This is a genomic window from uncultured Shimia sp. (assembly GCF_947498095.1).
Lineage (GTDB): Bacteria > Pseudomonadota > Alphaproteobacteria > Rhodobacterales > Rhodobacteraceae > Shimia.
Genome location: NZ_CANMJE010000004.1, coordinates 211,016 through 234,808 on the forward strand (window position 1 = coordinate 211,016; position 23,793 = coordinate 234,808).

The following is a 23,793-nucleotide window of genomic DNA, read 5'->3' on the forward strand; positions in this document are numbered from 1 at the left end:
CTTAGCCTCAGCGGTGATGGCGGATCTCATGTGCGGACAGCCCCGGTGGTCCGTCCCCCCGCCGTTCGGCTTCGCGGATCAGTTCCGCCGCGTTCTGATTTAGAGGGGCGGTCATGCCGTTTTCGCGCGCCAGCTCAACGATCATCCCCTGCAATTCCTCAATCTCTGTTGGGCGTCCCTGTTCAAGGTCTTCCCACATTGAACTGCGCGCCTGCGGATCAATCGTCAGCATTGAGCGCGCGATCCGACGAAACAGCGGCGACGGCAGGCGGAGTATCTTGGGGATGAACCGCATGGGAATGGGCGTGCCCAAAGGTGGGGCAGTCTCAATCCCTGCCTTTTCCAGTACGCGCAGCGCTTCGGCCATCTGGTCCGACATCAATCGTCGCCAAGGCATGCTATCCAACTGTTCGCGCAAGGTTAATCCCGACAAGGCATTCAGTGCATTGTTGAGATTTATCAGCAGTTTGCCCCATTGAATCTGGATCATGGACTTGCGCTCATGAAAGGTCAAATCCATCACGCTCAGCGTGCGAGCCACGTGCCCTGGACCCTTTTGGATCAGGATGTCACCACTGGTGCCGCGATGAAACCGGCCCCCACCCAGGTTGACAACGTTGAAGGAAACCATGCCAGCGCGAACATCACGCTCGGGCAGCATGTCTTTGAGGATACCGGCATTACCCACGCCGTTTTGCAGGCTAACAATCACGGCATCTTCGGACGCGTATTGCGCAATCAAGCGCCCCATCTCTTCTGTGCTACCGCTTTTGACGGTGACAAGGATGATGTCAGCCTTGGCCAGACAGGACGGGTCAGTCTGAATACCAAACATGTCCGGAGACAACTCTTCGTCCATTCCCGTAAAACTGGTGAGTGTCAGACCTTGCCGCAAAAGGGTCTCGGCCAAAGCCGGACGGAGCAAGAGAGTTACGTCATAGGCGCCTCGGGCCAAAAGCCCGCCAACGAAGCAGCCAACGCTGCCGGCCCCCGCAACGACAATTTGTGGGCCCCCATGTTTGTTCATCGGTGCGTCGTTCATGTCTGTCCCCAGAAGCCAAACACATCAGCCTCACAAAAGAGAAAACCAAGAAACAAAACACTGGTCACAAAAGTCACAAGACCGCGGCAGTTCGCGACTCGCGAGATTGGGTAGAGAATAGGGCATTTTTGTGTCTTTTACTTCGAAAAAGCCGCAAGCACCCTGACATTTCTGCAAAATATAAACGGCCCTGCCCCAGGGCAAGGCCGTTCATATCTTGCATTTTTGGCTGTGTGTTACTGACCGAGGCACCACCGCATGACCGCTTTTTGCGCATGCATACGGTTTTCGGCCTCGTCAAAAATCACCGAATGTGGACCATCCATAACGGCGCTGGTGGCCTCTTCGTCGCGGTGCGCAGGCAGGCAATGCATGAACAAAGCATCGGGCTTGGCATGCGACATCAACTCTTCGTTGACCTGATAAGGGCGCAGTTGGTTGTGGCGGCGCTCGCGCGCGGATTGCGCGTCATGCATGCTGACCCAGGTATCGGTGACCACGAGGTCGGCACCTTCGACAGCTTTAACCGGATCGCGCTCGATTGAGACTGTCACGCCCTTGCTGCGCGCTTCGGCGACAAAGACATCTTCGGGGTCCAGCACCGCAGGCCCGGTAAACGTCAGGTCGAACCCGAACTGGCCAGCGGCATGCAGGAAAGAAGAGCAAACATTGTTGCCATCCCCCGACCAGACAACCTTTTTGCCTGTAATCGGGCCGCGATGCTCTTCGTAAGTCAGAATGTCCGCCATGATCTGGCAGGGATGCGAGCGATCGGTAAGGCCATTGATCACTGGCACGTCGGCATACTCGGCAAGTTCTAACAGGACCTGTTCCTCAAACGTCCGGATCATGATGAGATCGACATAGCGGCTGAGAACCCGCGCGGTGTCGGCAATGGTCTCGCCATGCCCCAACTGCATTTCCTTGCCCGACAGCACCATCGTCTGACCACCCATCTGACGTACGCCCACGTCAAAACTAACGCGGGTCCGGGTTGATGGTTTTTCAAAGATCAACGCCACCATGTGGTCCTTGAGCGGCTGCTCGTCGTCCAGTGCCCCTTTGGGACGCCCCAGACGCGCCGTTTTCATTGCAAGTGCGCTGTCAATCATGCCCCGCAGGTCGGCGACCTCGGTCTTGTTGATATCGAGAAAGTGTTTCATCGGATTAATCCTTTTTCGCGGCAACAGCTGCGGCCGCAGTTTCCAGCCGTTTGACGGCCTCGGAAATCTCGTCATCGGAAATATTCAGTGGCGGCAACAGGCGCACCACGTTGTCTGCAGCAGGCACGGTCACAATCTCGGCGTCATAGCCCGCAGTCACAATATCCATATTGGATGCGTAGCATTTCAGCCCCATCATAAGCCCGGACCCGCGCACCTCTTCAAAGAGGTCTGGATATGAGGCAACCAGCCCCTCTAGTTTCTGACGCAACAGCCCCGCTTTGCGGTTTACGTCGTCCAGAAAGTCAGGCGTCGCCACGGTGTCCATAACGGCGCAGCCGACGGCACAGGCCAGCGGGTTGCCGCCATAGGTCGACCCATGCGTGCCTGCGACCATGCCACTCGCGGCCTCTTCACTGGCCAGTACGGCGCCCAAGGGAAAGCCGCCGCCAATGCCCTTGGCGACCATCATGATGTCCGGTGTGATACCCGCCCATTCGTGGGCAAACAGCTTGCCAGTCCGGCCCACGCCGCATTGCACCTCGTCCAAAATCAGCAGAACGTCGTTTTCCTTACAGATATGGGCTAGCTCTTGCAGGTCGCCATCGTCCATCGGACGAATACCACCCTCGCCCTGCACAGGCTCGACGATCACTGCCGCGGTTTCCGGCGTAATCGCTTCGTTCACCGCGGCAACGTCGCCCCATGTCAGGTGTTTAAAGCCCGGTAGAAGGGGCCCGAAGCCCTTGGTCAGCTTTTCACCACCCGCCGCCGCGATGCCAGCAGACGAGCGACCATGAAAGGCCCCGTCAAAGCCGATGATCTCGACCTTTGCGGGTTGGCCTTTTTCATACCAGTATTTGCGGGCCATTTTGACGGCCAACTCGCAGGCTTCCGTGCCGGAATTGGTAAAGAACACCGTATCAGCAAAGGTTGCATCGACCAGCTTGTCGGCCAATGCCTCTTGTTGGGTGATGTTGTAGAGATTTGAGACATGCCACAGCGCATTGGCCTGTGTTGTCAGCGCATCAACCAGCACCGGGTTGGCGTGGCCAAGAACGTTCACCGCAATGCCTGCACCAACGTCGAGAAAACGTCGCCCATCCGCCTCGATCATCCATGCGCCTTCGCCTTTGACAAAGGTCAGCGGTGCCCGGTTATAGGTCGGTAAAACAGATGGGATCATGGTCCTGTCCTCGTATTCAGAAGCCCCGTGGTTGCCCCACGCGAGCGATCAAGTCAACAATGTGAAAGTGAGATGCGCGCATCCGGCGCAATTTATGGGAAGATGCTGCGCCTTGGGCGCAACGAAACGAACCGCTGCCGGGTTATCGGCGTCGGTTGCGTCGTAGGCGTCGAGCGCCGAAATATGCGTACTGGTTTCCCATGCGGCGTGCATAGCGGCCTTGGATGACCTTGAGAACCCCAAATTTGAGACAGCGACATATTTAGCCTTGTGCGACCCAGTGTCAGGGGCCAATCGTCAGCACATGACGCGCACGCCCCAAAACCCTGTTCTTGCCGCTTCGCTGACGGTGCTGGCCTCGGGCTTTGTGGCTGGGACAACCCTCTTGGCCAAAGCGCTCGGAACAGGAGCACTCGGCGCGCCGCTGCACGCATTGCAAATCAGTCAGGGGCGGTTCCTGTTTGCGTTTATGCTCATCTCGACAAGCGCAATCATTCTGCGCCCCCGATTGCAGCACCCGAATTGGGGGCTCCATCTGGGCCGGTCGAGTCTGGGATGGGGCGGCGTGACCATGATGTTTGCAGCCGCAGCTTTTATCCCTCTCTCGGATGCCACCGCCATCAGCTTTCTAAACCCGGTCTTTGCGATGATGCTGGCGATCCCTTTTTTGGGCGAGCGGGTCGGTCCTTGGCGCTGGCTGTCCGCCGTGATTGCCCTATTGGGTGCTGCAATCCTGATGCGCCCGAGTGCAGGTGCCTTGCAAGTCGGAGCCCTGATCGCGCTGGCCTCGGCCATGCTTCTGGGCGCTGAGCTGATCCTGATAAAACGCCTGTCTTCCCGGGAAAGCCCGTTCCAGATCCTGTGGGTGAACAACCTTTTGGGCGTGTTTCTGTCCAGCGCTGCGGCGAGTTTCGTTTGGATTGCCCCCACCCCTGCACAATGGGTCGCATTGGCCGGGATCGGAGGCTTGATGGCACTTGCCCAAACTTGTTTTGTCAACGCAGTGCGATTGGCCGACGCCAGTTTCGTCTCTCCGTTCTTCTACACAACGCTGGCATTCGCAACGCTCTATGACGCGGTGACTTTTCAGGTGGTGCCCGATCCGGTCTCATGGGCAGGTGCGGGACTGATCCTGACGGGTGCCGCGGTCTTGGCCTGGCGGGAATCGCGACGTCGCTGAGGCGTCAACTCTTAAGGCGAAAGCCAGTCTTCAGCATGGCCCAAGCCACCGTGCCCAAAACCAGTATCACCGCGACGACGACGATCAGCCCCAACTGAGGCGCGCTATCTGACACACCGATCATACCAAAGCGCAGCCCATCAATCAGGTAAAAGATTGGGTTGAAGCGGGTGACGGTCTGCAACACTGGCGGCAACGCTGTGACGGAATAAAACGTCCCTGACAAAAAGGCCAAGGGCGTGACAATAAAGTTTGTGATCGCGGCCATCTGGTCAAACTTGTTGGCAAACAATCCGGCGATGATGCCCACGATCCCCAACAGCGTACCGCCCAAACCAACAAACGCCAGCGCCCACAGCGGATGCGCAACGCCGATCCCGAGAAACAGCCAAAGCCCCAACGTAATGGCCAGCGCCACCAAAGTGCCGCGCACAACACCGCCCGCCAGATACCCCAGCACCAGTTCCAGCGGTGCCAACGGCGGCATCAGCGTGTCAACGATATTGCCTTGCACCTTAGAGATCACCAGCGACGACGATGTATTGGCAAAACTGTTCTGGATCACCGTCATCATCAGAATGCCCGGGGCCAGAAACTCGATGAATGGCACGCCCATGACCTCGCCCCGCCGCGACCCCACAGCGATGGTAAAGATCATCAGGAACAATCCGGCTGTGACCAATGGTGCCAAAAGCGTCTGCGTCCAGACCACTACGAAACGCGTAATTTCGCGCAAAGCCAGTGTATATAGCCCCAGCCAGTTCACCCGACCAAAGCGGCGCACGCCCATTTCAAGCTGATTCATGGCGTCCCTGCCCCGTTTCGCTGATTCTCTGCCTTGTAACTCGGACAGGGGTGACTACAATAGGCCCTCGACCAAGAAATGAAGGGCGGTCCGTCGGGGCCGCTTTATTAGTTAGGGAAGTTGCGATGTCCTGGACCGACGAGCGCGTAGAGCTTTTGAAAAAGATGTGGGGCGAAGGCCAGTCTGCAAGCCAGATCGCCAAGGAACTCGGCGGCGTGACCCGCAACGCGGTGATTGGCAAAGTCCACCGGTTGGGCCTGTCGAACCGCGCGACCAAATCTGACGCCAAACCCAAGGCCGAGGCAAAACCCAAGGCAGCCCCCAAGCCCAAGGCAGCGGCAAAACCCTCTGCGCCCAAGGCCGAGCCAAAGCCCGAGCCAGCACCGGCCAAACCGGTGATGTCTGCAGCCCGCAAGGCGATCATTCCCGCCGGCCAACCCCTGCCGCCGCAACCATCGGCCAATGAGATTAGCCCCGAGGCGCTTGCCAAGGTCAGCGAGATTGAGAAATCGGCCAAGAAGCTGTCGCTGATGGAACTGACCGAGCGCACCTGCAAGTGGCCGGTCGGAGACCCTGCAACCGATGATTTCTGGTTCTGCGGTTTACCGGTTCAAGCGGGCAAACCCTATTGCGATGCCCATGTCGGCGTGGCGTTCCAGCCCATGAGCGCACGACGCGACCGCAAACGCTAAGACTCAATCACTAAAACCTGTAACCCCCGTGGTCCTCAGGCCGCGGGGGTTTCCTTTTGGTAGCTGCCTTCTTCGGCCTCAAACCGTGTTCGCAAGTCTTCAGCACCTGCAAAAAACGCTTCACGCACCACAGCGGCAAAGGGGTTGGCCGCCTCAATGGCGTGCAGCACAGTGGGTGGGTCATCCTTCACCATACCCACAGCTTCGGCCAACAGGTCAAAGCTGGCGGTGGTCATGCGATGTGGTAAGGGGCCCATCCCGGTCAAAACCTTGGCGATCAAATGCGTCAGCCCCTGTACCATGGCCGCCTCTCGGTCATGGGCTTCTGCGCTCTCAACAATGACGTCCAACCCCAGCCAACGCAGGAAGGCCGCCACTTGCCGCCACGCCGCACCTCGGACCGGGCAGACTACCACCTTACGTCCCCCGATCCCCTCAGCGGCACTTTGTGGCCCAAACAAGGGGTGGGTTCCAACGATCTGAACATGATCTGGTAGGGCGTCACGCATGGCCACAATCGGCGCAAGTTTGACCGAGCCGACGTCAATCACCACGGCGCCGTGTTTTAAGAAAGGTGCGATCTCGGTGCAAAGGTGCCGCATCCTTGCCACCGGTACAGCCAGCACAACAATGTCCGACGCGGCAATCTCTTCCAACGATCCCATGGGAAGATCGCGACCGTCTGGCAATCTGGCCTGCCCATAGGCGGGATCAAACACGCGCAGATCAAAGTGCGCGATCAGGGATTGCGCGGCAAGGCGCCCAAAAGCACCAAATCCAAAAAGGCCCAAACTGGGCGGGTGTGAATGGCCCATCGTGTGGCTCCGTCATCAGGGCCGCGTGTTTGGATGGATGTTCTGCCTCTTGATGCTCAACCCGCCGTCACGCGGCGGTTAAACATGCTGAAAGCCCCGCCACTTATGTGATCAAGGGATAATAGACAACTGAGGTGAGGCATGTACGTGTCATGGGGCCAGATGTCACGATGGGCGCGATGGTGTCAATAGGTTGCGCCTTCGCGCAGATCGATGTGACGCACATAAAGCGCAGCCAGAAACGACACCAGAACCGACCCCAAAATAATCAGAAGCAATCGCAGTGCTGCGGTTTCCGGCGTCAAAAGCGCGCCTGTGAGGCTGGTGAGCAACGCCCCTCCTGCCACGGCCATCCCCCCCGACAATCCCGAGGCGCTGCCTGCAAGGTTAGGTCGCACCGACATGACGCCGCTTGAGGCCGACGGCAGGGTCAACCCGTTGCCAAGCCCAACAAACATGATCGCCCCGGTATAAGTCACAGGGTGCAACACCCCGGATGCCATAAGACTAAGCCCGAGGATCACGCCAAACATCGCCGAAACGCGTCCTGCGATGACCATCCAGAAAAGTGGCACACGGCTGGCAAATCGCCCGGACAGGTAGCTGCCCAGCGCAAAACCTCCGGTGATCGCGCCAACCGCAATACCGATGGATGAGGTGGACAGTTTGAACTCGGCGGCCCCAACCAGCGCGGCGCCAGTCACGTAGACGTAAAAAGCCCCAAGCGAGAATGTCTGGCAGATCGAATACCCCCAGAAACGGCGTGAGCGAAACAGGTCTGGGTAAGTGCGGAACTGACTGAGGATGGTTTTGGACTTGTTCATATTGGTTTCGCCCAGATCCCACCAACACAAGGCTGTCAGCGCCACGCCGACCACCGCAAAGAACAAGAAATTCGACCGCCAGCCAAACAGTTGATCCAGAAAGCCGCCAAACATGGGCCCGGTCATGGGCGCCACCGCCATCGCCAGAGAGATATAGCCCATCAGGGATGCCGCCGAACGTTCGTCATGCATGTCTCGCACCACCGCGCGGCTCAGCGCCATGCCTGCCACGATGGCGCCCTGAAACATGCGGAACACCAGAAAAACCCAGATATCTTGCGCAAACAGGCATCCAAACGACGCAACCGTGTAGATCAGCAACCCCGCCATCAACAAGGGGCGTCGCCCGTAGCGATCCGAAAGCGGTCCCATGATGATTTGCAAACATGCGGTGATCGCCAGATAGCCGGAAATCGACAGGTTCGCCATTGCATAGCTGACCTCAAAATCCTGGGCGATATGGGCCAGCGACGGCAAGTACATGTTGAGCGAGAGAACTGACACCGCCGTCATTAGGACCAGCGTTGACACCCGCGGCGGTGAGGTCGCGGCTTTCAGCATGAGAGTTGTCGCATTATCAGTCGCCGCCAAACAGTTTCAGAAGTTGGTCTTTGACCTCATCCTCAACCGCATCTTGAACAGCTTCTTCTGTCGAGCGCGTATCATCCGGCGCAAGGTTCAGTTCTTTTTCGACCTTTTCTTGCAAGTACTGGTCGGCCTCTTCTTTCAGTTTTTCCTTTTCCACCTCGAGATCAACGCCGAGAGCCTTGTCCAGCTCGGGGCGGATCGAGGGGTCATCCCAGCTGCCTTTGATGCGTACGGGAATGGCCAGACCCTGTTCATCCGACGATCGGATTTGCGGGGTAAACAGATAGTTGATGGTCCGCTCACCCAGACCCACGACACCTTCGCCTTTGGCCAAGACATTGGGTAACTCGAGCAACAGGTCGTCATTGCTCAGTACACCTGCCGCAATGGTCGCGGTTCCTGTCAGCGCGTCAAACACCGTTGTGCCGCCGCCAGGTTTGCCACGAAGCAGGCGATCAAGATCAAGTCCATCTATCGTGCCCTGCCCGACCTCAACCGACGCATCCCCCTTGAGCGAGTTCATGATCGCATGCACCGACTGGCCAACCCCGAGGAACGACAGGCTCAACCCCGCCTTGCCGGTAAATCGGTCAATGTCCATTGTGTCAGTCAGCAGACCTTTGAGCGCCATGCCCTGTGCTGTCATTTTGCCGCCCACTGACAGGCCACTGCGGTTGTTGGCGACGAATTGCCCGGTGATCTGCCCGTCATAAGCGTTAATTTCACGCAAAGTGAAAACAGCACGTGCATTGTCGACATTGACCGCCATGCGCGAGCGGCCCAGCTTTAGGTTGCCAAGGTCAATTGCCTCGGCCGCCAAAACAATCTCACCATCAAATGCGGCCAGCCCACTGGCATCAATCGGCGCCTTGGACCATCCGCTGTCTCCTGATCCGCTGGTGTCTGCGTTCGATCCATCGCTTTCACCGAATTGGCTAAGGTCCAGTTTTCCCGAAACAAATTGGGCAGTCACGACGGGTTTCGCGCCTGCTATCAGCACATCCGCCTGGGCGCTTAAAGAGTTGCCCAGTGCTGTCAGACTGCCATCGCGCAAGGTAAATCGCCCGTCTTGGGTATAGGTGATCTGGCCCCGCACCGACGCGGGTCCCTCGATCCCGGCCGCAGGCAGGCCAAGGGCGGCCATCAACTTGTCCGGGTTCGGCACGGACGCATCCAGCAAGCCCCCCAGCTGTGGCGTAATGCCGGCGCGCCCGTCAAACGAGAGGGTTGCGCCTGCCGCGTCCATCTTGGCCACGATCCCCGATACTTTCCCGGCCAACAACGTCTCAAGATCGGCAACAGTGGCCGTCACGGACACATCCGCGCCTGCCGGGCGCAGGATCAATGCCACATCCGCAGGTTTCCGCGGATCCGGCCATTTCAACCGCGCATCCACATCGGCGATCTCAAAACTGTCTCCGCCATGATCGATATAGCGCAGACGCGCGTCGCGGATCACCAGATTTTCAAGGATCAGCGCCCCACCACTTTCGTTCTGCCCGGCCTCTGCCGGAGCATCAGTGGCAGCCGCGCTGCCGAACAGTTCCCAGTTGGCGCGACCATCCTTGGCCACTTCCAACAGCACATCCGGGCTGACCGCCTCGATGCGCGTCACCCGGATGTCGCCGCCGATCAGGCTCATCACATCAACACCGATGGCAGCACTTTCGGCGCGGAACATCGGGCCCGCATCGGACCACTCAGCATTGCTTAAAGACACCGGCCCCGTCGCCACACCAAAGACCGGATACCAGCTGATCCCGACAGCCCCATCAAAGACCAGATCACGGCCCGTATAGGATTTCACCTGATCCGCCGCAATTTTCGCAATCCGCTCGCCGGGCAAGGCCACGACCAGCACCACAAGGCCGATCACCAACAGAACAACCGCAACCAACAAAACCCGGATCAAACGCATGGGACACCTCAACGTATACTGCTCAATCCCAGCCTAGACCCGCCCGGGGTCGTCAGGCAATGGGGATTGGGTCACGGGGTGGTGAGGCGCGATCTCTCTTTGCCTTCAATCCACCGATCCCCTATACGGCCCCCATGACCCAGAACCCGCCCGATCTGCGCCCCGATCTCGCCCGAGCCCAAGTCCGTGACACCGCCCGCCCCGGTCAGCCGACCGTGGGGATGGTCAGCCTTGGCTGCCCCAAAGCGCTGGTCGATAGTGAACGTATCCTCACGCGCTTGCGTGCCGAAGGGTACGGCGTTTCGCCCGACTATTCCGGCGCCGATGCGGTGATCGTAAACACCTGTGGCTTTCTCGACAGCGCCAAGGCCGAGAGCCTTGAGGCAATTGGGGAAGCGCTGAATGAAAACGGTAAGGTCATCGTCACCGGCTGTCTGGGCGCAGAACCCGAATACATCACCGGCGTCCATCCCAAGGTTTTGGCCGTCACCGGACCGCATCAATACGAACAGGTGCTGGACGCCGTGCACGCGGCAGTACCGCCTGACCCCGACCCCTTTGTCGACCTGTTGCCCGCCTCGGGCGTCTCCCTGACCCCGCGCCACTACAGCTATCTCAAGATTTCCGAGGGTTGTAACCACAAGTGCCGGTTCTGCATTATCCCCGACATGCGCGGCAAGCTGGCCTCGCGCCCCGTTCACGCGGTGCTGCGCGAAGCAGAGAAACTGGTCGAAAGTGGTGTGAAAGAACTCTTGGTCATCTCTCAGGACACTTCGGCTTATGGCCTCGATCGCAAGTATTCGTCCCATCCGTGGAAAGACCGCGAGGTACGCAGCCACATCACCGACCTCGCCCGCGAGCTGGGCCAGTTCGATGCCTGGGTGCGGCTGCACTATGTCTACCCTTACCCGCATGTGCGCGAGTTGATCCCGCTGATGGCGGAGGGGTTGATCCTGCCCTACCTCGACATCCCGTTCCAGCATTCTCACCCGGACGTGCTGAAACGCATGGCCCGGCCCGCCGCTGGCGCCAAAACGCTGGACGAGATCGCCAAATGGCGCGAGGTTTGTCCGGACATCACCCTGCGCTCGACCTTTATCGTCGGCTATCCGGGCGAAACAGAGGCCGAGTTCCAACACCTTCTGGATTGGATGGACGAGGCACAATTGGATCGCGTCGGCTGTTTTCAATACGAAAACGTCGATGGCGCGCGGTCAAACGATCTGCCGGATCATGTGCCGGGCGAAGTCAAACAAGACCGCTGGAACCGCTTTATGGAAAAAGCCCAAGGTATCTCCGAGGCCAAACTCGCCGCCAAGGTCGGTCAGACAATGGACGTGATCGTGGACGACATAGACGCCGACGGCGTGGCCACCTGCCGCACAAAAGCTGACGCGCCCGAAATTGATGGCAACCTGTTCATTGATGTGGGAACCGAAGGGTTGTCAGTCGGCGACATCGTCTCGGTTGAAGTCGATGAGGCAGGAGAGTATGATTTGTGGGGTGCGCTTCGGCCCTGACAACGTCAGGCAAATGATCTGGGTGACCATGTAAGTAACGAGCGGGTGGAGTCTCACTTGTTTCAGAGATCAATAAAAAAACGACGATCGCAGGTCTACCGTTGAACAACCAAGCTAGCGAAAGCGTATCGTCCACAACGATACAAGTTACCTGACACACCAAAACCTTGCATCCAATCTCCCACCCCATACGTATCCTCTAGGACCCTTCACCTAAGAGGCCCCCATGCCCACCGAAACCCGCGTCCTTTACAATGCCGAATGCCCCGTCTGCGACGCCGAGATCTGCCATTACGCGGCCTACACCTCGAAACGCGACCTTCCCGTTCGCTATGACGATCTGAACACTGAGGCCCGCGAGGCATGGGGCGTCGACGCCACCACCGCCGCGCAACGTCTGCACGTGATGCACAACGGTGAGATCCACGCCGGCCTTGATGCCTTCCGCATCCTCTGGTCGCAGATGCCCCGCTATCGCCCTCTCGCGTGGATCACCGGTCTCCCCGGCCTCTACTACGTGTTTAGCTGACTCTATGATCACGCGCTCGCCCCGGCTCTATACAACCGCCACCTCCGGCGACAAAAACGAACCAGCGATGATCTGGCGAAAAAATCCAATTCAGCTTCGTGAAACCACTTGTTTCCATCGCATCGACAAGTGCCCTTAAAAGCCCTGCGGCAGAGCTGTTCAACCGGGCATGTGGTGATCGTGAAGGGGGTCTGAGACCGTTCTACCCGGTGTCCGAGCGATCACGGAACACACCACCGGTTCGGATTCTATTCGGCGAGAGGCCGTATTGCGATTTGTAAGCGCTCGAGAGCGTGCCGGTCGACCCAAAGCCACAAGCCAGCGCAATATCTATCAGAGGCATCTTGGTGCTGGTGATCAGGATATGCGATTTCTTGACCCGAAGCTGTTTGTAGTATCGGGCGGGGGACGTATCCAAAACGGTTTGGAACAGACGTTCCAGGTGGCGAATTGAGACGTTAATGCGCTGGGAAATCTCAGTTGTCGACAAGGGCTCGGCAAGGTTGTCTTCCATCACGCGGATCGCGTGCTCGACCAGAGGATTAAACATGTTGGTCAGGAAGCTGGTGCCTTTGGGTTGCTCAGCGGCGGTGTCTCTGATTGTTTCAATCTGCAAAAGGCTCGCCAGTTCGGCAATCTCGTTGCGCGACAAGTGTTTGGCGACCAAATGCAGCGTCAACTCTGGTGTAAACCCAACCCCAGCGCAGGTCATAACGCCATTCGCGGTTTCCAGATAGCTGGTATTCAGGGCTGAATATGACCCCTCTTCGTTCAAGAGCGTGACATCGCGCCAATGGGTTGTCACCGGCAGATCAAAGGCTTTGGCGGCTTTGATATAGGCCGTCGCCGCATCGGACAGAACCGCGATGGGCCGTCTATGGCGCTGCATCGCCCGCACGCGGCCCAGCCACCCCTTTGGATCGCAGTTTTCGCCGCCGACAACGATCAGAATATCTGCGAGCGCGTGGTCAAAGATAGCCGGCTCTGCCCGTGCGAGAGTCCCGCAGGCCGCGGTCACAAAGCCCGGAACATCAGACACAACGTTCCAGCCAAACGCGACTGTGTTCGAGATCCTGTTGGCATAGTTCAGAACTGTGAGGATGGACGACAACTCAAATTCAGAGAACCCCGGTTGCACAAATACCTCGACCGAGATTGGCTCGGGCGCGCCGCCGCCTGCAGGTTTTTGGTGATGGCGCACGGAATTACTCATGCTGATACGACCATGGTGCCAATGTTTGTGATCTCAAGGACGGTGTGCACACGATCAAACAACAATCAGACCTAACCGCATGCTAACCGTATCAACACCACCACCCAGGCAACCCCGGCGGCCAGTGCGCTTACGAAGACCGCTCCGCTGCCGCAATCTTTGGCAGCCTTGGCCTTGGGGTGCTGTTCATCCGAGATGTAGTCGACCACCTCTTCGATCGCGGTGTTGACCAGTTCAAAGGCCATAACCAAAACACCCAGTGCCAGGATCAGGGCGCGTTCTCCGGGTGTGAGGGGGAGCGCGAGGGCGAGAGCGGCCGAGATGAGGTTGGCCCAAACCCAACTGCGGAACGAATGCTCTTGGCGCCAGGCATGCACGATACCTGCCCAACTCCAAATGATCCGATGATACAATCGCGTGAAGAAATACCGCATGTCGCCTCCTCCGGCACAAGATGGACCGGAGCGGCGCGCGGTTCAAGCGGCAAGCGGGGCGTCAACCCTCGGCAAGTTTGCCCAATAGCCCTCGGTTCAGGCAATAATCCGGGGCTTGCGGAGCACTGTCATGTTCGGCCAACCAACCTTTGCATTCGCCCACATCTTTGCAGTGCGTGCAGGTCATTACGGCGTTTCTGTACTCTTTGACCATTTCCGGGTTTTCAACCAGAACCTCTGACCAGTTCACGCCGACCTTACCTGACATAGTGCCCATCAGGTTCGAATGATCGTCAATTTTCTTAAACAGTTTCATGGTTTTCTCCTCCCGGCTGGGGGTGTCGGATGCTTAAGCGCCTGAAACAAGTCGGCATGCTGGCAACATGCCGGTGCGGCGTCGGCGCGGTGGCTTTGTTGGCCAAGCCAGGCTTCGCACTCATGCACAAAATGGCAGGATCGACAGCGTGTGACCAAATCGGCATAGGCTTTTTGAGACAAGTTGCCCTCGGCCATAGCCTCGCTCAGCGATACACCCATTGCCCGCGCGACACTGCGTGTCATCCAAAAGTGGCGCGCTGGATCGCCCAACGGCAACACGTTGCTCATGTCTCAATCTCCTCTAGGGCCGCCCGAAGGGCGGAGAAACGTTCTTGATTGCGGCAGGTGTCGGGCGCCTCTTCAACCGGCACGCCTTCTCGCAGGGCGAGGAACTTGCGGCACTCGCTGGTCCAGTCACACCCTCGGCATTCCTGAACCATCGCGGCCCAGTCCTCTTGGGTGAGTTTTGCGGCGTCCATGGCGGCGACCAGATCAGTTTCAGTCAGCTGCGCCATACGCTGTACCAACCAAAAATGTGCGTTCTGATCACCGAGAGGTTTCATCCATGTGCCTCTTGCAGCCGTCGGATCAATTGGGGATTGGTACAATGATCCGGAGGGGGCGCTGTCGCCACGTCCACGCGCTTGAGCCACAATGCGCAATCGTCGGAATGTCCGCAGCCTTGACACCTGATCACGGCTTCAACCGCATCATTCAACGAAGCGCGTGCCGAACTGGCAGACTGTCGTTGGTGTGTTGTCGGCCCCCGCCCCTTGCGATCGGGCTGGATCGTCGGGCGTGAATTCTTAAGAGGCATCGTCATTGGCAGGCTCCAGTTCGCGTTCTCGGTGTGAACGCTATCATGGGCGCGGGAAATTCCCTTTGACCTGCATCAACCGCCGGTCAGGCGTTGACCGCCTCGACGTAGGCGCGCACGCAATCCTGCACTCGGCGAAACCGATCTCCACCGAGTTTTGTTCCTCCATACCAACGGGTTACGACAACAATTTGATCGTACAAGCCTTCGCGTTCGAGCATGCGGACGATCACCATTCCGGCACCGCTCTCGCCATCATCGCCCTTGAGTGGCGTCCCGTCAGACCAAAGAACTGCCCAAGTATTGTGCGTCGCCTTGGCAAACTTCTTGTCCCGTTTGAGGGTCTTGAGAAATGAGTCGACATCAGAGCGGTTTTTCACCGGACCGCCAGAAACCGCGTATTTCGATCCGCGATCCGAAACCACCCCTGTCAGTTGCAGCATGCGCGTCAGAGACCCGCCGCTGTCTTCTTGACCACGGCTATACGTTGCGAGTTTGGCGGGTGCGTTCCGAGGAACTGGTTGCCCGGATCAGGAATACGATTGAAATACTCGACACCCCGTATCGGATTGTAACCTGATTTGTGCGTGATGACGGTTCCCAGACGGTCGGCCTCAAGCTCATAGTTCTTGGAATAGGCCCGTGACCCCACCGTGGCACCAACATCCATTGCCGCATCAATCACTGAGGCATCCGCCCCTGCTGCTGCGGCCAGAATGCCCACAATCACGGCCCCTGCCATCGCGTCATTCTGCGACCGTCCGATGTGACCCATCATGTGATGCGCGGCCTCATGGCCCATCACAAAGGCAAGTTCGTCGTTATTGCGGACCTCGGAGATCAGGGCCGAGGTAAAGGTGATCGTCGGGCGGCCGGCCTTGGTAAGTGACTGAAACGCGTTTGGCGGCGCATTGGGGTCTTTGTACACCTGAATCAGGAAATCACAGTTCATACCCTCGGTGCGGGCGCGGCATTCGCGCTCGGCAATCGGCTCCATCCGCGCTTTGATCGGCGCAAGTCGGGCATTGGCTTGCGACACGCTCAAGCGTGTGACGGTGCTTTGTTTTGGCGCGGCCTGTGGCGTGGGACTTGTGGTCGTCGTTTCACATCCGGCAACGGCCAGAAAAACAGCAGATAACAAGGCAATCAGGGAAACACGCATGGGTAAGCTCTTGAACTATGGCAAATACAGGCACTTAGCCTAGGCCCTGCACGCCAAGAGTCCAAGCCTTAATGCTTGCACGTCGCGTGTAAGGCGCTAGGCTGAAACCATGTTCAGCATAGAGCACGAATTTGACGCCACGGTTGTGACCCTCGTTGACGAGGGCAGCACGAACCTGACCGAAGATGTCACCATCAACATGTTCGAAGACTGCGTGACGGTCGAGCAATACGATCCGCGCACGGACAAGGTCCACAAGATCACCTTTTCCCTGCACCAGGTTCAAGAACTGGCGGCTGCGCTGGATCTGCCCGAAGGGGTCTACAAGTTACAATTGGATGGCAAAGACTAAGAATTGATGCGAAACACCTTGTCTCGCGAGGTTTGCCCTCGAACAAGCGTGATATGCGATTTTGCAATCCCCATCGCCTTGGCCAAAAGCTTCTGTACCGCGGCATTGGCTTTGCCGTTTTCCGGCGCTGAAGTGACATAGACGCGAATTTGCGTGTCATCGACGGTGACTTTGTTGCGTGAGGCTTTGGGCGTCACCCGAACAACAATCTCGGATCCGGGTACAGCGAAGTGTGTCAGATCAGTCATGTTGCCTCGAGAGGTGGCAGGTCGGACAAGATTGTCCGACCTACAGAGTTCGGGATCAGCCTTTGGGCGAATACCAGATGGGCGATGTATAGGCACGTTCCTGATGGGTGAGTTGTGCACCTTCAGGAATTTCAACACCCATGCGCAGCCTGTCATAGACGACCCAACGTGGGGTTGGGATCTCGATCACACGGGCATAATAAAAGGCATTCTCGCTCGCGTCGAAATCTGGATCCGTCCAGACCGTGGCCAGTTCGGGCGCGCCGATGGTGTTGGTGTAGCTGGCGGCCTCAAGATCAACGGTGCTGCCGACATCAGGCACCTTGCCGTCCGCCGTCCTGTCACGACCGTCTGACCAGACGACGTCGTAGACCTTTTCATGCAGCCCCCCGTCGGCGTCGATCCAACCTTTGACGACTTGAATACGGTCAAGGTTGGCGCCAATCGGATCGCGCAGGGCATAGACCATGAAGGTGGGCGCCGATGCACCGTCGGGCGCGCTCCGCATGTCACCGCCCATGGGCACGCCCCGTTCATACCCCGCGAAAGCCGGCTGGCGGCCACGCAGATCATTTTCAGTGTAATCCCACCCACCAAAGAAGCGCACGGCCATGCGTGGCCCGGTGGTGGCATAGGTTTCTCGCCGCTTCATCGCATCCCAGAGCGATTTGCGGGTGTTTTCTTCGGCCCAGACGCCGGTGTAACCGGACGCCACCAATTCGTAGCCTTCAAAGGTTCCCTGATCTGTTTTGGTAAAGGGATGCGCCATGCGGGTGGGTGACGGTTCCGCATTGGTCGCTTTGCCAAAGTAATTGTCGCTGTCGGCCGTTGCGAGCGACGTATGGCTGTCGGTCGCACCAGAGGCTCCGAACTTGTAGGGGTTCACGCCCAGTTTGCGCTCCAGTGCCAGCCCCTGTTTCAGCGCCTCGCGAGCGTATTCGCCCTTGAGCATTTCAGGCGTCTTGGCCTCGGTCAGGTCGAGGTTGCCTGCGTCCCAGGTCTCATAGTCGGCAAAATCGTCCTCGGGGCTGAGTACCGGGTGAGCCTCGCCGTCACCTTTGATCTGGGTGAACTCGTAAAGTGGCTCCCATTTGGCGCGAAGGCGCACGTAATTTTCATCAATCGGCGCACCGGTGAACTGCTGTTCCGTTGGGAACATCATACCATTGGACAGGTTGCCGTTATGGGCCAGTGCCAACGCCCGCCCCCCGGTTTTGGCTTCGTAATTCTCAAGCCATTGGTAAAGAGCCAGGGGATCGATTGAGCCAACAGGCTCTTGTGTCACCATGGGTTCGACCATCAGCGCCTTGTCACCATTGTCGCGCAAAACGACATTGCGGTGCAGGTTGTTGCCTTTGAAAAGCGAGGTCCATTCATAGCCGATCAGGGCGGTGAACACGCCGGGTTGATTGTATTCCTCGGCCTTTTCCACTGTGGTTTCCCAGACCGACGCATAGATCGGCGACCCGGGGGAATACTGCGCCATCAGCTCTGGATCGATTGTGCCTTGGGCAAAATTCGTGATCAGGTCGAGAGCGGCGGCAGCACTGTCCTCACCGCCAGCGGCCAGCCCTTCGGCCCAGCGACGTGATTGTTCAAAGGCCATGATGTTTTGCTTTTGATCGACCATGTCAAAGATCATGCCCATGCCATCAGAGTGATCCGTCAGAACCATCCAATCGAGCGGTCGCGACAGTTTCACAGGCTGGCCAGAGGCAGCCATGACCTCTTCGCCGCGGGCAAAGCGGTAGGCCGTGTCATGGCCGGTGGTGTTGCCAAAGAGGCCCGCATCGACGGAAAAGCCGGTGTGCAGATGGGTATCCCCCCAGAACACCTGAGACGGGAACCCCCGTTGGGCATAAGGCGAGTAGGCTTTGCCCGGATAAAGACCGTCAAGGGACTCTTTGGAAGGGACGAACTGCGCGACGGCGGGCAACGCGGTGGTGGTCAGAAAAGCGGCAATACAAATGGAACGAAGCATCTCATAATCTCCCGGATGATCTGAGAACATTATGATTGTGTCGAGGCGACTTGGGAACAGATTTTTGATCGCGACACCTTGGCCCAAAAGTATTGGCGCTCGCTGAGCACCATCGGTTAGGTGATGACCTCTTGCGGGGTTGAGCGCCTTCGGCGAGAGTATTTCGGGAAAAGATGAAGACGAGGGAGAGGTCAGATGGCGACGGGTTTTTTCTGGGATGAGCGGTGTTTCTGGCATTCAGGCGGCAATTACGCGCTGACCCTGCCGGTGGGGGACTTTGTGCAGCCACTGGCAGCAGGGGGGCTGCCAGAAAGCCCCGAAACCAAGCGGCGGTTGAAGAACCTGCTGGACGTAAGCGGATTGGCAGCGGAACTGGAGATGCGGTCTGCGCCGGAAGCGACTCGGGAAGATCTGGAGCGGGTGCATCCCGGGGCGTACCTTGACCGGTTCAAGGACATGTCGGATGCCGGTGGCGGAGAATTGGGTCTGCGCACGCCCTTTGGCAAAGGCGGCTATGAGGCCGCAACGCTTTCGGCGGGACTGGCCAAGGAGGCCGTGCGTGCGGTCTTGGCCGGAGAGTTGCAGAACGCCTATGCTCTGTCGCGACCACCGGGGCATCACTGTCTGCCAGACTGGCCAAACGGGTTTTGCCTGTTGAACAATATCGGCATTGCGATTGAGGCCGCGCAGGCAGCGGGAACGGCACGGAAAGTCGCGGTGATTGACTGGGATGTGCATCACGGCAATGGCACCGAAGCCGTGTTTCTGCGCCGCGATGATGTGCTGACCATCTCGTTGCATCAAGAGCGGAACTATCCGCTGGACACAGGGGGCGTCGCGGATCGTGGTGACGGCGATGGTCAGGGCCACAACATCAACGTGCCATTGCCACCGGGTGCCGGTCACAATGCCTATATCGAGGCGATGGGTAAGATTGTGCTGCCCGCACTCGAACGGTTCCAGCCGGATCTGATCATCGTTGCCTGTGGCTATGACGCGGCAGCCTTTGATCCTCTGAGCCGCATGCTGGCAACGGCCGAGACCTTTCGGGTTATGACCTGTCAGGTGATGCAGGCAGCCGAGGCGCTGTGCGACGGCAAACTGGTTCTGGTGCACGAGGGAGGATACTCCGAGGCCTATGTGCCGTTTTGTGGTCATGCCGTGATGGAAGAGTTGTCAGGCAGCCAGATTCACGTGCCAGATCCCATGGCCGAGACTCTGGCGATCCGCCAACCAGACGCGCGCTTTGATGGCTTTGTCAGCGAATTGATTGATGAAATGGCGGAAATCTTCGCGAAAATGCCGGAGGGCGGTTGAAACTGACCCGGCGATGGCCGACATCACTTGCGACGCAATTGAGTGACGGAACCTAACATGCCCGAAGCCAACCCTGAGGCGCTGGCGTTCTTGCTGAGCAGACGCTCGCGCCCAGCCAAGACCCTGACCACGCCGGTGCCCAGCCGTGAAGAACTGGCGCCAATCCTTGAGGCGGGATTGCGCGCGCCCGATCATGGCAAGTTGGAACCCTGGCGGTTGATCGTGATCGAAGGCCGCGCCGTAATGGATCGCCTCGCAACTCTGGCGCAGACCCGAGGTGAAGCGCTGGGTTTGGATGACGAAAAAATCGGCAAGGGCCGTGGGCAATTTGACATGGGCAATCTGGCCGTGGTCGTCGTGGAAAGCCCGGTGATTGCCGAAAAGGTTCCCGAAATCGAACAAACCTATTCCGCGGGTGCCGTGTGCCTGCAACTGCTCAATGCAGCCTTGGCGGCTGGGTGGGGCGCAAACTGGCTGAGTGGTTGGGTGTCGCACGACCGAGACTTTTTAACCGAAGGTCTGAGACTGTCCCCACATGAACGCATCGCCGGCATTATTCATATCGGCACCGAAAAATCGGCACCACCAGAGCGGCCACGGCCCGACATGGAGAAAAAGGTCACATGGGTATCACGCTGATCCTGTCCTCGTTTTTTAGCGCCATCGGGCAGCTGGGAGACAAGCGTTTTCGCCGTGTTTTATGGCTGGGTGTTGGCCTGACCTTTGCGCTGTTGGTCGCGGCCTATGCCGGATTGTTATGGATCATCGACTTTTTTGTCGGACCAGAAGCCTACGTGCCCATACTGGGCGAGGTGACATGGCTTAACGATCTGCTCGGGATTTCGAGCTTCATTTTCATGATGGTTTTGTCCGTGTTTCTGATGGTGCCGGTCGCCTCGGCGATCACCTCGATGTTTCTGGACGACGTGGCGCAGGCAGTCGAAGACAGGCACTATCCGCAGCTACCTGACGTACCGCGCGTGCCGTTTTCAGATGCGCTGCGCGACACACTAGGGTTTCTCGGCGTGCTGATCGGGGCCAACCTTTTGGCCTTTATCATCTACGCGTTCTTACCAATGTTCTCGCTGTTTATCTTTTGGGCGCTCAACGGCTATCTGCTGGGCCGAGAGTACTTTCAACTGGCCGCCATGCGCAGGATCGGCCGCGAGGGCGCCAAGGCTCTGCGCAAGCGGCATACCGGAACGATTTGGATCGCTGGCACATTGATGGCTATGCCACTGTCGGTCCCGTTGGTAAACCTGTTGGTGCCGATCTTAGGTGCTGCGACCTTTACTCACCTGTTTCACCAGATACAGGCGGCAGACGGTCCATCCAGTCAAAATCACGCACGGTGATAATCTCGTAGGTAATGATCCACCACAGGATCACCCACATCACCGCGGCCAGGGCAAAGGTGATCTTGGCCTTTTTCTTGAGGTTGTGATTGTGCGGCGCGCCGGCATGCGTACCGGGCACCACTTCGCCCACGTCACCTTGGGTTTGCAGGCGGATGGGGATCACGATCAGAAATGTCAGGAACCACAGGACGGCATAAAGCACGATGGCGGAAGTGATCGACATGTGTAAGTCTCCTGTGTCCTAACACGTCAGGGTGCGGGCGGCGAACACGCCCGCACACCTAATGTGCCAGATATGGGTCAAACTTGCTCGAGTTCCACGAGACAGCCGTTAAAATCTTTAGGGTGCAGGAACAACACGGGCTTGCCATGTGCGCCAATCTTGGGCTCACCCGAGCCCAGAACCCGCGCGCCGGTTTCCTGCAGATGGTCGCGGGCGGCGAGAATGTCGTCAACCTCGTAACACACATGGTGAATACCGCCCGAGGGGTTCTTTTCCAAAAAGCCGTTGATCGGGCTGTCGTCGCCTAGTGGGTACAAGAGTTCGATCTTGGTGTTGGGCAATTCGATGAACACCACGGTGACGCCGTGATCGGGTTCGTCCTGAGGTGCACCAACTTTGGCGCCCAGTGCGTTGGCATATTGGGCCGAGGCGGCCTCGAGGTCCGGTACGGCAATGGCCACGTGATTAAGACGTCCGATCATGTCCTGTCCTTTCGGGTTTCCTGATTTCCTGCCGTTATGGGCAAGGCCTGAACGTGATGCAAGCGACAGGGGGTCGCGCTGTGCTGGGAACGCGGCGGTATGCCTTAACCTCTTGTTCACCATCTCTGCACTAGCGTTGGACAAAGCTGCCTGAAGGAGATCCCCATGGATGAGTTTGACCGCATGACCGCACATCGGTTGCCAACGCCAACGCGCCCGCTGCTGGGCCTGACGGTCCTTGTGGTCGAGGACAGCCGATATGCTTGCGACGCGCTACGACTATTGTGCCTGCGCAGCGGCGCTCGGATCAGACGGGCCGACTGCCTGCGGTCCGCGCGACGTCACCTGCAGCTCTATCGCCCATCAGTTGTGATCGTCGATATGGGATTGCCAGATGGCTCAGGGGCGGAACTGATCGAGGAGCTGGCAGGCGCAACCCCGCGCGTCAGCGTGTTGCTGGGCATTTCCGGTGACAGTTTTGTCGAAGATATCGCCATCGCTGCCGGGGCCGATGGTTTCCTCAGCAAACCTTTGAATAGCCTCGCAGATTTCCAGCAAGCCGTGCTGACCCGCCTGCCCGCCGACCAACAACCATCAGGCCCCCGCGTGCTGCCGGATGATACCATCAAACCTGATCCGGTCGCCTATCGTGATGACCTGTGCCATGCCGCTGACACGCTTTCCGAAGGCAAGCAGGACGAAGTCATTGAATATGTGGCGCAATTCCTTGCGGGCATTGCAAGGAGCGCCCAAGACATGTCACTTGCCAACGCGGCCGAAGCAATCACAAACGCCTATGCGAAAGGCAAAGTTCTGAATGCGGATGTCGTAAGACTGAACCAGATGGTTCAAGACCGGTTAGAGCGCGAACCCGCCATCTGAAACAAGATCAGAACAGTGAGGGATCGTCGCTGACGCGGGCCAGTTGAGTCATATCGCCCAACCGTTCAATCTGACGTCCATCTGAGTCAAAATTTGCAGGCGATAACCATACATCATAGGCCGTGGACAAGGCTGGCCAATCCTTGTCAATCGCCGCGAACCATGCGGTGTCACGATTACGGCCTTTGACCACGACATGCTGGCGGAACACGCCTTCATAGCTCAGCCCCAAACGCTGTGCAGCACGGCGCGAGGGTTTGTTCAGCGCGTCACACTTCCATTCAAATCGACGATATCCCGCCTCAAACGCCCATTTCATCAACAACACAAACGCTTCGGTCGCCGCGCGAGTCCCCTGTAGCTGTGGTGAGAGGTTGATATGCCCGGTTTCAATGCTGCCGACTTCAGGTTGGATTCGCATCAGCGTTGCCACGCCGCCCCACGCGCCGCTGTCTTTGTCATAAATCGCATAGAAAAAAGGATCGGGTTGCTCAGCGATTGAGCGAACCCAACGGTGGTAGGCCGCAGCGGAATGAAACGGGCCATAGGGAAGATAGTCCCAAACCGCGTCCTGTCCCTCATAGGCCCGGAACAAAAGCGCGGCATGTTTCTCGGCGTTCAAAGGTTCGAGCCGGGCATACCGCCCTTCAATCACATCCTTGGATGGCACCGGAGGCGGCGTCCAGTTTTCCAGCACAGTGCCCAAAGGTCTTGCGTCTGCCATTGTCAATCTCCCAACGCTGT

29 protein-coding genes are annotated in these 23,793 nt (G+C 58.2%); 9 read left to right on the top strand and 20 right to left on the bottom strand.

Going from position 1 to position 23,793, the window contains the following annotated elements; all coding sequences use genetic code 11:
• Positions 1 to 7: 7 nt before the first annotated feature.
• From Q0932_RS09865 to Q0932_RS09875, 3 genes are all read right to left on the bottom strand, one after another.
• Entirely contained in the window at positions 8 to 1,042 is a 1,035-nt protein-coding gene (locus Q0932_RS09865; RefSeq protein WP_299351877.1) for a 2-dehydropantoate 2-reductase, read from the bottom strand.
• Positions 1,043 to 1,278: 236 nt separating this feature from the next.
• On the bottom strand, positions 1,279 to 2,205 hold the full coding sequence (gene argF / locus Q0932_RS09870) for an ornithine carbamoyltransferase (RefSeq protein WP_299351879.1): 927 nt from the start codon (positions 2,203 to 2,205) through the stop codon (positions 1,279 to 1,281).
• Between the two features lie 4 nt (positions 2,206 to 2,209).
• Positions 2,210 to 3,391, bottom strand: coding sequence for an aspartate aminotransferase family protein (locus Q0932_RS09875; protein ID WP_299351881.1), 1,182 nt, complete (start codon positions 3,389 to 3,391; stop codon positions 2,210 to 2,212).
• A 304-nt stretch (positions 3,392 to 3,695) separates the two neighbouring features.
• Between Q0932_RS09875 and Q0932_RS09880 the strand changes: the two genes are divergently transcribed.
• Entirely contained in the window at positions 3,696 to 4,571 is an 876-nt protein-coding gene (locus Q0932_RS09880) for a DMT family transporter (RefSeq protein ID WP_299351883.1), read from the top strand.
• A 4-nt stretch (positions 4,572 to 4,575) separates the two neighbouring features.
• On the opposite strand, the gene Q0932_RS09885 is transcribed toward Q0932_RS09880, so the two are convergent.
• Entirely contained in the window at positions 4,576 to 5,376 is an 801-nt protein-coding gene (locus Q0932_RS09885; RefSeq protein ID WP_299351885.1) for an ABC transporter permease, read from the bottom strand.
• A 125-nt stretch (positions 5,377 to 5,501) separates the two neighbouring features.
• On the opposite strand from Q0932_RS09885, the gene Q0932_RS09890 reads away from it, so the two are divergent.
• Positions 5,502 to 6,068 carry a GcrA family cell cycle regulator gene (locus Q0932_RS09890; RefSeq protein ID WP_299351887.1) on the top strand — a complete coding sequence of 189 codons (567 nt, stop codon included), beginning with the start codon at positions 5,502 to 5,504 and terminating at the stop codon, positions 6,066 to 6,068.
• Between the two features lie 35 nt (positions 6,069 to 6,103).
• Here Q0932_RS09890 and Q0932_RS09895 read toward each other — a convergent pair whose 3' ends face one another.
• The 3 genes from Q0932_RS09895 to Q0932_RS09905 form a co-directional block, all read right to left on the bottom strand.
• On the bottom strand, positions 6,104 to 6,883 hold the full coding sequence (locus tag Q0932_RS09895) for a prephenate dehydrogenase (protein ID WP_299351889.1): 780 nt from the start codon (positions 6,881 to 6,883) through the stop codon (positions 6,104 to 6,106).
• Between the two features lie 185 nt (positions 6,884 to 7,068).
• Positions 7,069 to 8,268 carry a multidrug effflux MFS transporter gene (locus Q0932_RS09900; protein WP_299351891.1) on the bottom strand — a complete coding sequence of 400 codons (1,200 nt, stop codon included), beginning with the start codon at positions 8,266 to 8,268 and terminating at the stop codon, positions 7,069 to 7,071.
• A 16-nt stretch (positions 8,269 to 8,284) separates the two neighbouring features.
• Positions 8,285 to 10,213 (bottom strand): AsmA family protein, encoded by a 1,929-nt coding sequence (locus Q0932_RS09905; protein ID WP_299351893.1) that lies wholly within the window; start codon positions 10,211 to 10,213, stop codon positions 8,285 to 8,287.
• 134 nt (positions 10,214 to 10,347) lie between these two features.
• Here Q0932_RS09905 and rimO point away from each other — a divergent pair, with 134 nt between their 5' ends.
• On the top strand, positions 10,348 to 11,733 hold the full coding sequence (rimO, locus tag Q0932_RS09910) for a 30S ribosomal protein S12 methylthiotransferase RimO (RefSeq protein WP_299351987.1): 1,386 nt from the start codon (positions 10,348 to 10,350) through the stop codon (positions 11,731 to 11,733).
• A 226-nt stretch (positions 11,734 to 11,959) separates the two neighbouring features.
• A complete protein-coding gene (locus tag Q0932_RS09915; RefSeq protein ID WP_366141402.1) occupies positions 11,960 to 12,262 on the top strand; it encodes a DUF393 domain-containing protein in 303 nt (100 codons plus the stop codon).
• 202 nt (positions 12,263 to 12,464) lie between these two features.
• Here the strand turns inward: Q0932_RS09915 and Q0932_RS09920 are convergent, their stop codons facing one another.
• The 8 genes from Q0932_RS09920 to Q0932_RS09950 all read right to left on the bottom strand — a co-directional run bounded on the left by Q0932_RS09920 (position 12,465) and on the right by Q0932_RS09950 (position 16,206).
• Positions 12,465 to 13,463, bottom strand: a complete 999-nt coding sequence (locus Q0932_RS09920; RefSeq protein ID WP_299351895.1) for a helix-turn-helix domain-containing protein — start codon at positions 13,461 to 13,463, stop codon at positions 12,465 to 12,467.
• 83 nt (positions 13,464 to 13,546) lie between these two features.
• Positions 13,547 to 13,909 (bottom strand): diacylglycerol kinase, encoded by a 363-nt coding sequence (locus tag Q0932_RS09925; RefSeq protein WP_299351897.1) that lies wholly within the window; start codon positions 13,907 to 13,909, stop codon positions 13,547 to 13,549.
• A 61-nt stretch (positions 13,910 to 13,970) separates the two neighbouring features.
• Complete coding sequence (locus Q0932_RS09930; RefSeq protein WP_299351899.1) at positions 13,971 to 14,225, bottom strand: DUF6455 family protein; 255 nt, start codon at positions 14,223 to 14,225, stop codon at positions 13,971 to 13,973.
• Positions 14,222 to 14,515, bottom strand: coding sequence for a DUF6455 family protein (locus Q0932_RS09935; protein WP_299351901.1), 294 nt, complete (start codon positions 14,513 to 14,515; stop codon positions 14,222 to 14,224). The genes Q0932_RS09930 and Q0932_RS09935 overlap by 4 nt, the downstream gene beginning before the upstream one ends.
• The gene (locus Q0932_RS09940) at positions 14,512 to 14,790 is read right to left on the bottom strand and encodes a DUF6455 family protein (protein ID WP_299351903.1); all 279 of its coding nucleotides are present in this window, start codon (positions 14,788 to 14,790) and stop codon (positions 14,512 to 14,514) included. The genes Q0932_RS09935 and Q0932_RS09940 overlap by 4 nt, the downstream gene beginning before the upstream one ends.
• Positions 14,787 to 15,050 carry a DUF6455 family protein gene (locus tag Q0932_RS20555; RefSeq protein WP_366141403.1) on the bottom strand — a complete coding sequence of 88 codons (264 nt, stop codon included), beginning with the start codon at positions 15,048 to 15,050 and terminating at the stop codon, positions 14,787 to 14,789. Before Q0932_RS20555 ends, Q0932_RS09940 begins: the two co-directional genes overlap by 4 nt.
• A gap of 80 nt (positions 15,051 to 15,130) precedes the next feature.
• Positions 15,131 to 15,487: a YigZ family protein gene (locus tag Q0932_RS09945; protein ID WP_299351904.1), complete on the bottom strand. Its 357-nt coding sequence runs from the start codon at positions 15,485 to 15,487 to the stop codon at positions 15,131 to 15,133.
• A gap of 5 nt (positions 15,488 to 15,492) precedes the next feature.
• Positions 15,493 to 16,206: a M48 family metalloprotease gene (locus tag Q0932_RS09950; RefSeq protein ID WP_299351905.1), complete on the bottom strand. Its 714-nt coding sequence runs from the start codon at positions 16,204 to 16,206 to the stop codon at positions 15,493 to 15,495.
• 109 nt (positions 16,207 to 16,315) lie between these two features.
• On the opposite strand from Q0932_RS09950, the gene Q0932_RS09955 reads away from it, so the two are divergent.
• Positions 16,316 to 16,558: a hypothetical protein gene (locus tag Q0932_RS09955; protein WP_299351906.1), complete on the top strand. Its 243-nt coding sequence runs from the start codon at positions 16,316 to 16,318 to the stop codon at positions 16,556 to 16,558.
• Here the strand turns inward: Q0932_RS09955 and Q0932_RS09960 are convergent.
• Positions 16,555 to 16,806 (bottom strand): DUF167 domain-containing protein, encoded by a 252-nt coding sequence (locus tag Q0932_RS09960; RefSeq protein ID WP_299351908.1) that lies wholly within the window; start codon positions 16,804 to 16,806, stop codon positions 16,555 to 16,557. The genes Q0932_RS09955 and Q0932_RS09960 overlap by 4 nt on opposite strands.
• Positions 16,807 to 16,861: 55 nt before the next feature.
• Entirely contained in the window at positions 16,862 to 18,787 is a 1,926-nt protein-coding gene (locus Q0932_RS09965) for a DUF3604 domain-containing protein (RefSeq protein WP_299351909.1), read from the bottom strand.
• Between the two features lie 195 nt (positions 18,788 to 18,982).
• Between Q0932_RS09965 and Q0932_RS09970 the strand changes: the two genes are divergently transcribed.
• The 3 genes from Q0932_RS09970 to Q0932_RS09980 are packed head-to-tail and all read left to right on the top strand — an operon-like array spanning position 18,983 to position 21,459.
• A complete protein-coding gene (locus Q0932_RS09970) occupies positions 18,983 to 20,104 on the top strand; it encodes a class II histone deacetylase (RefSeq protein WP_299351910.1) in 1,122 nt (373 codons plus the stop codon).
• A 57-nt stretch (positions 20,105 to 20,161) separates the two neighbouring features.
• On the top strand, positions 20,162 to 20,743 hold the full coding sequence (locus Q0932_RS09975; protein ID WP_299351911.1) for a nitroreductase family protein: 582 nt from the start codon (positions 20,162 to 20,164) through the stop codon (positions 20,741 to 20,743).
• On the top strand, positions 20,728 to 21,459 hold the full coding sequence (locus Q0932_RS09980; protein ID WP_299351914.1) for an EI24 domain-containing protein: 732 nt from the start codon (positions 20,728 to 20,730) through the stop codon (positions 21,457 to 21,459). The genes Q0932_RS09975 and Q0932_RS09980 overlap by 16 nt, the downstream gene beginning before the upstream one ends.
• On the opposite strand, the gene Q0932_RS09985 is transcribed toward Q0932_RS09980, so the two are convergent.
• Both Q0932_RS09985 and mce read right to left on the bottom strand, forming a co-directional pair.
• Positions 21,395 to 21,685, bottom strand: a complete 291-nt coding sequence (locus Q0932_RS09985) for a DUF1467 family protein (RefSeq protein ID WP_299351916.1) — start codon at positions 21,683 to 21,685, stop codon at positions 21,395 to 21,397. The genes Q0932_RS09980 and Q0932_RS09985 overlap by 65 nt on opposite strands.
• Before the next feature lie 77 nt (positions 21,686 to 21,762).
• Positions 21,763 to 22,167, bottom strand: a complete 405-nt coding sequence (gene mce, locus Q0932_RS09990) for a methylmalonyl-CoA epimerase (RefSeq protein ID WP_299351919.1) — start codon at positions 22,165 to 22,167, stop codon at positions 21,763 to 21,765.
• Positions 22,168 to 22,332: 165 nt separating this feature from the next.
• Here mce and Q0932_RS09995 point away from each other — a divergent pair, with 165 nt between their 5' ends.
• Positions 22,333 to 23,049 carry a response regulator gene (locus Q0932_RS09995; protein WP_299351921.1) on the top strand — a complete coding sequence of 239 codons (717 nt, stop codon included), beginning with the start codon at positions 22,333 to 22,335 and terminating at the stop codon, positions 23,047 to 23,049.
• 7 nt (positions 23,050 to 23,056) lie between these two features.
• Here the strand turns inward: Q0932_RS09995 and Q0932_RS10000 are convergent, their stop codons facing one another.
• Complete coding sequence (locus tag Q0932_RS10000; protein ID WP_299351923.1) at positions 23,057 to 23,773, bottom strand: GNAT family protein; 717 nt, start codon at positions 23,771 to 23,773, stop codon at positions 23,057 to 23,059.
• Between the last annotated feature and the right edge of the window lie 20 nt (positions 23,774 to 23,793).

What these genes read in the sequence shown, in the direction of transcription:
- Q0932_RS09865 (WP_299351877.1), bottom strand. Translation starts at nt 1,042, where the DNA reads ATGAACGACGCACCGATGAACAAACATGGGGGCCCACAAATTGTCGTT.
- argF (WP_299351879.1), bottom strand. Translation starts at nt 2,205, where the DNA reads ATGAAACACTTTCTCGATATCAACAAGACCGAGGTCGCCGACCTGCGG.
- Q0932_RS09875 (WP_299351881.1), bottom strand. Translation starts at nt 3,391, where the DNA reads ATGATCCCATCTGTTTTACCGACCTATAACCGGGCACCGCTGACCTTT.
- Q0932_RS09880 (WP_299351883.1), top strand. Translation starts at nt 3,696, where the DNA reads ATGACGCGCACGCCCCAAAACCCTGTTCTTGCCGCTTCGCTGACGGTG.
- Q0932_RS09885 (WP_299351885.1), bottom strand. Translation starts at nt 5,376, where the DNA reads ATGAATCAGCTTGAAATGGGCGTGCGCCGCTTTGGTCGGGTGAACTGG.
- Q0932_RS09890 (WP_299351887.1), top strand. Translation starts at nt 5,502, where the DNA reads ATGTCCTGGACCGACGAGCGCGTAGAGCTTTTGAAAAAGATGTGGGGC.
- Q0932_RS09895 (WP_299351889.1), bottom strand. Translation starts at nt 6,883, where the DNA reads ATGGGCCATTCACACCCGCCCAGTTTGGGCCTTTTTGGATTTGGTGCT.
- Q0932_RS09900 (WP_299351891.1), bottom strand. Translation starts at nt 8,268, where the DNA reads ATGCTGAAAGCCGCGACCTCACCGCCGCGGGTGTCAACGCTGGTCCTA.
- Q0932_RS09905 (WP_299351893.1), bottom strand. Translation starts at nt 10,213, where the DNA reads ATGCGTTTGATCCGGGTTTTGTTGGTTGCGGTTGTTCTGTTGGTGATC.
- rimO (WP_299351987.1), top strand. Translation starts at nt 10,348, where the DNA reads ATGACCCAGAACCCGCCCGATCTGCGCCCCGATCTCGCCCGAGCCCAA.
- Q0932_RS09915 (WP_366141402.1), top strand. Translation starts at nt 11,960, where the DNA reads ATGCCCACCGAAACCCGCGTCCTTTACAATGCCGAATGCCCCGTCTGC.
- Q0932_RS09925 (WP_299351897.1), bottom strand. Translation starts at nt 13,909, where the DNA reads ATGCGGTATTTCTTCACGCGATTGTATCATCGGATCATTTGGAGTTGG.
- Q0932_RS09930 (WP_299351899.1), bottom strand. Translation starts at nt 14,225, where the DNA reads ATGAAACTGTTTAAGAAAATTGACGATCATTCGAACCTGATGGGCACT.
- Q0932_RS09935 (WP_299351901.1), bottom strand. Translation starts at nt 14,515, where the DNA reads ATGAGCAACGTGTTGCCGTTGGGCGATCCAGCGCGCCACTTTTGGATG.
- Q0932_RS09940 (WP_299351903.1), bottom strand. Translation starts at nt 14,790, where the DNA reads ATGAAACCTCTCGGTGATCAGAACGCACATTTTTGGTTGGTACAGCGT.
- Q0932_RS20555 (WP_366141403.1), bottom strand. Translation starts at nt 15,050, where the DNA reads ATGACGATGCCTCTTAAGAATTCACGCCCGACGATCCAGCCCGATCGC.
- Q0932_RS09945 (WP_299351904.1), bottom strand. Translation starts at nt 15,487, where the DNA reads ATGCTGCAACTGACAGGGGTGGTTTCGGATCGCGGATCGAAATACGCG.
- Q0932_RS09950 (WP_299351905.1), bottom strand. Translation starts at nt 16,206, where the DNA reads ATGCGTGTTTCCCTGATTGCCTTGTTATCTGCTGTTTTTCTGGCCGTT.
- Q0932_RS09955 (WP_299351906.1), top strand. Translation starts at nt 16,316, where the DNA reads ATGTTCAGCATAGAGCACGAATTTGACGCCACGGTTGTGACCCTCGTT.
- Q0932_RS09960 (WP_299351908.1), bottom strand. Translation starts at nt 16,806, where the DNA reads ATGACTGATCTGACACACTTCGCTGTACCCGGATCCGAGATTGTTGTT.
- Q0932_RS09965 (WP_299351909.1), bottom strand. Translation starts at nt 18,787, where the DNA reads ATGCTTCGTTCCATTTGTATTGCCGCTTTTCTGACCACCACCGCGTTG.
- Q0932_RS09970 (WP_299351910.1), top strand. Translation starts at nt 18,983, where the DNA reads ATGGCGACGGGTTTTTTCTGGGATGAGCGGTGTTTCTGGCATTCAGGC.
- Q0932_RS09975 (WP_299351911.1), top strand. Translation starts at nt 20,162, where the DNA reads ATGCCCGAAGCCAACCCTGAGGCGCTGGCGTTCTTGCTGAGCAGACGC.
- Q0932_RS09980 (WP_299351914.1), top strand. Translation starts at nt 20,728, where the DNA reads ATGGGTATCACGCTGATCCTGTCCTCGTTTTTTAGCGCCATCGGGCAG.
- Q0932_RS09985 (WP_299351916.1), bottom strand. Translation starts at nt 21,685, where the DNA reads ATGTCGATCACTTCCGCCATCGTGCTTTATGCCGTCCTGTGGTTCCTG.
- mce (WP_299351919.1), bottom strand. Translation starts at nt 22,167, where the DNA reads ATGATCGGACGTCTTAATCACGTGGCCATTGCCGTACCGGACCTCGAG.
- Q0932_RS09995 (WP_299351921.1), top strand. Translation starts at nt 22,333, where the DNA reads ATGGATGAGTTTGACCGCATGACCGCACATCGGTTGCCAACGCCAACG.
- Q0932_RS10000 (WP_299351923.1), bottom strand. Translation starts at nt 23,773, where the DNA reads ATGGCAGACGCAAGACCTTTGGGCACTGTGCTGGAAAACTGGACGCCG.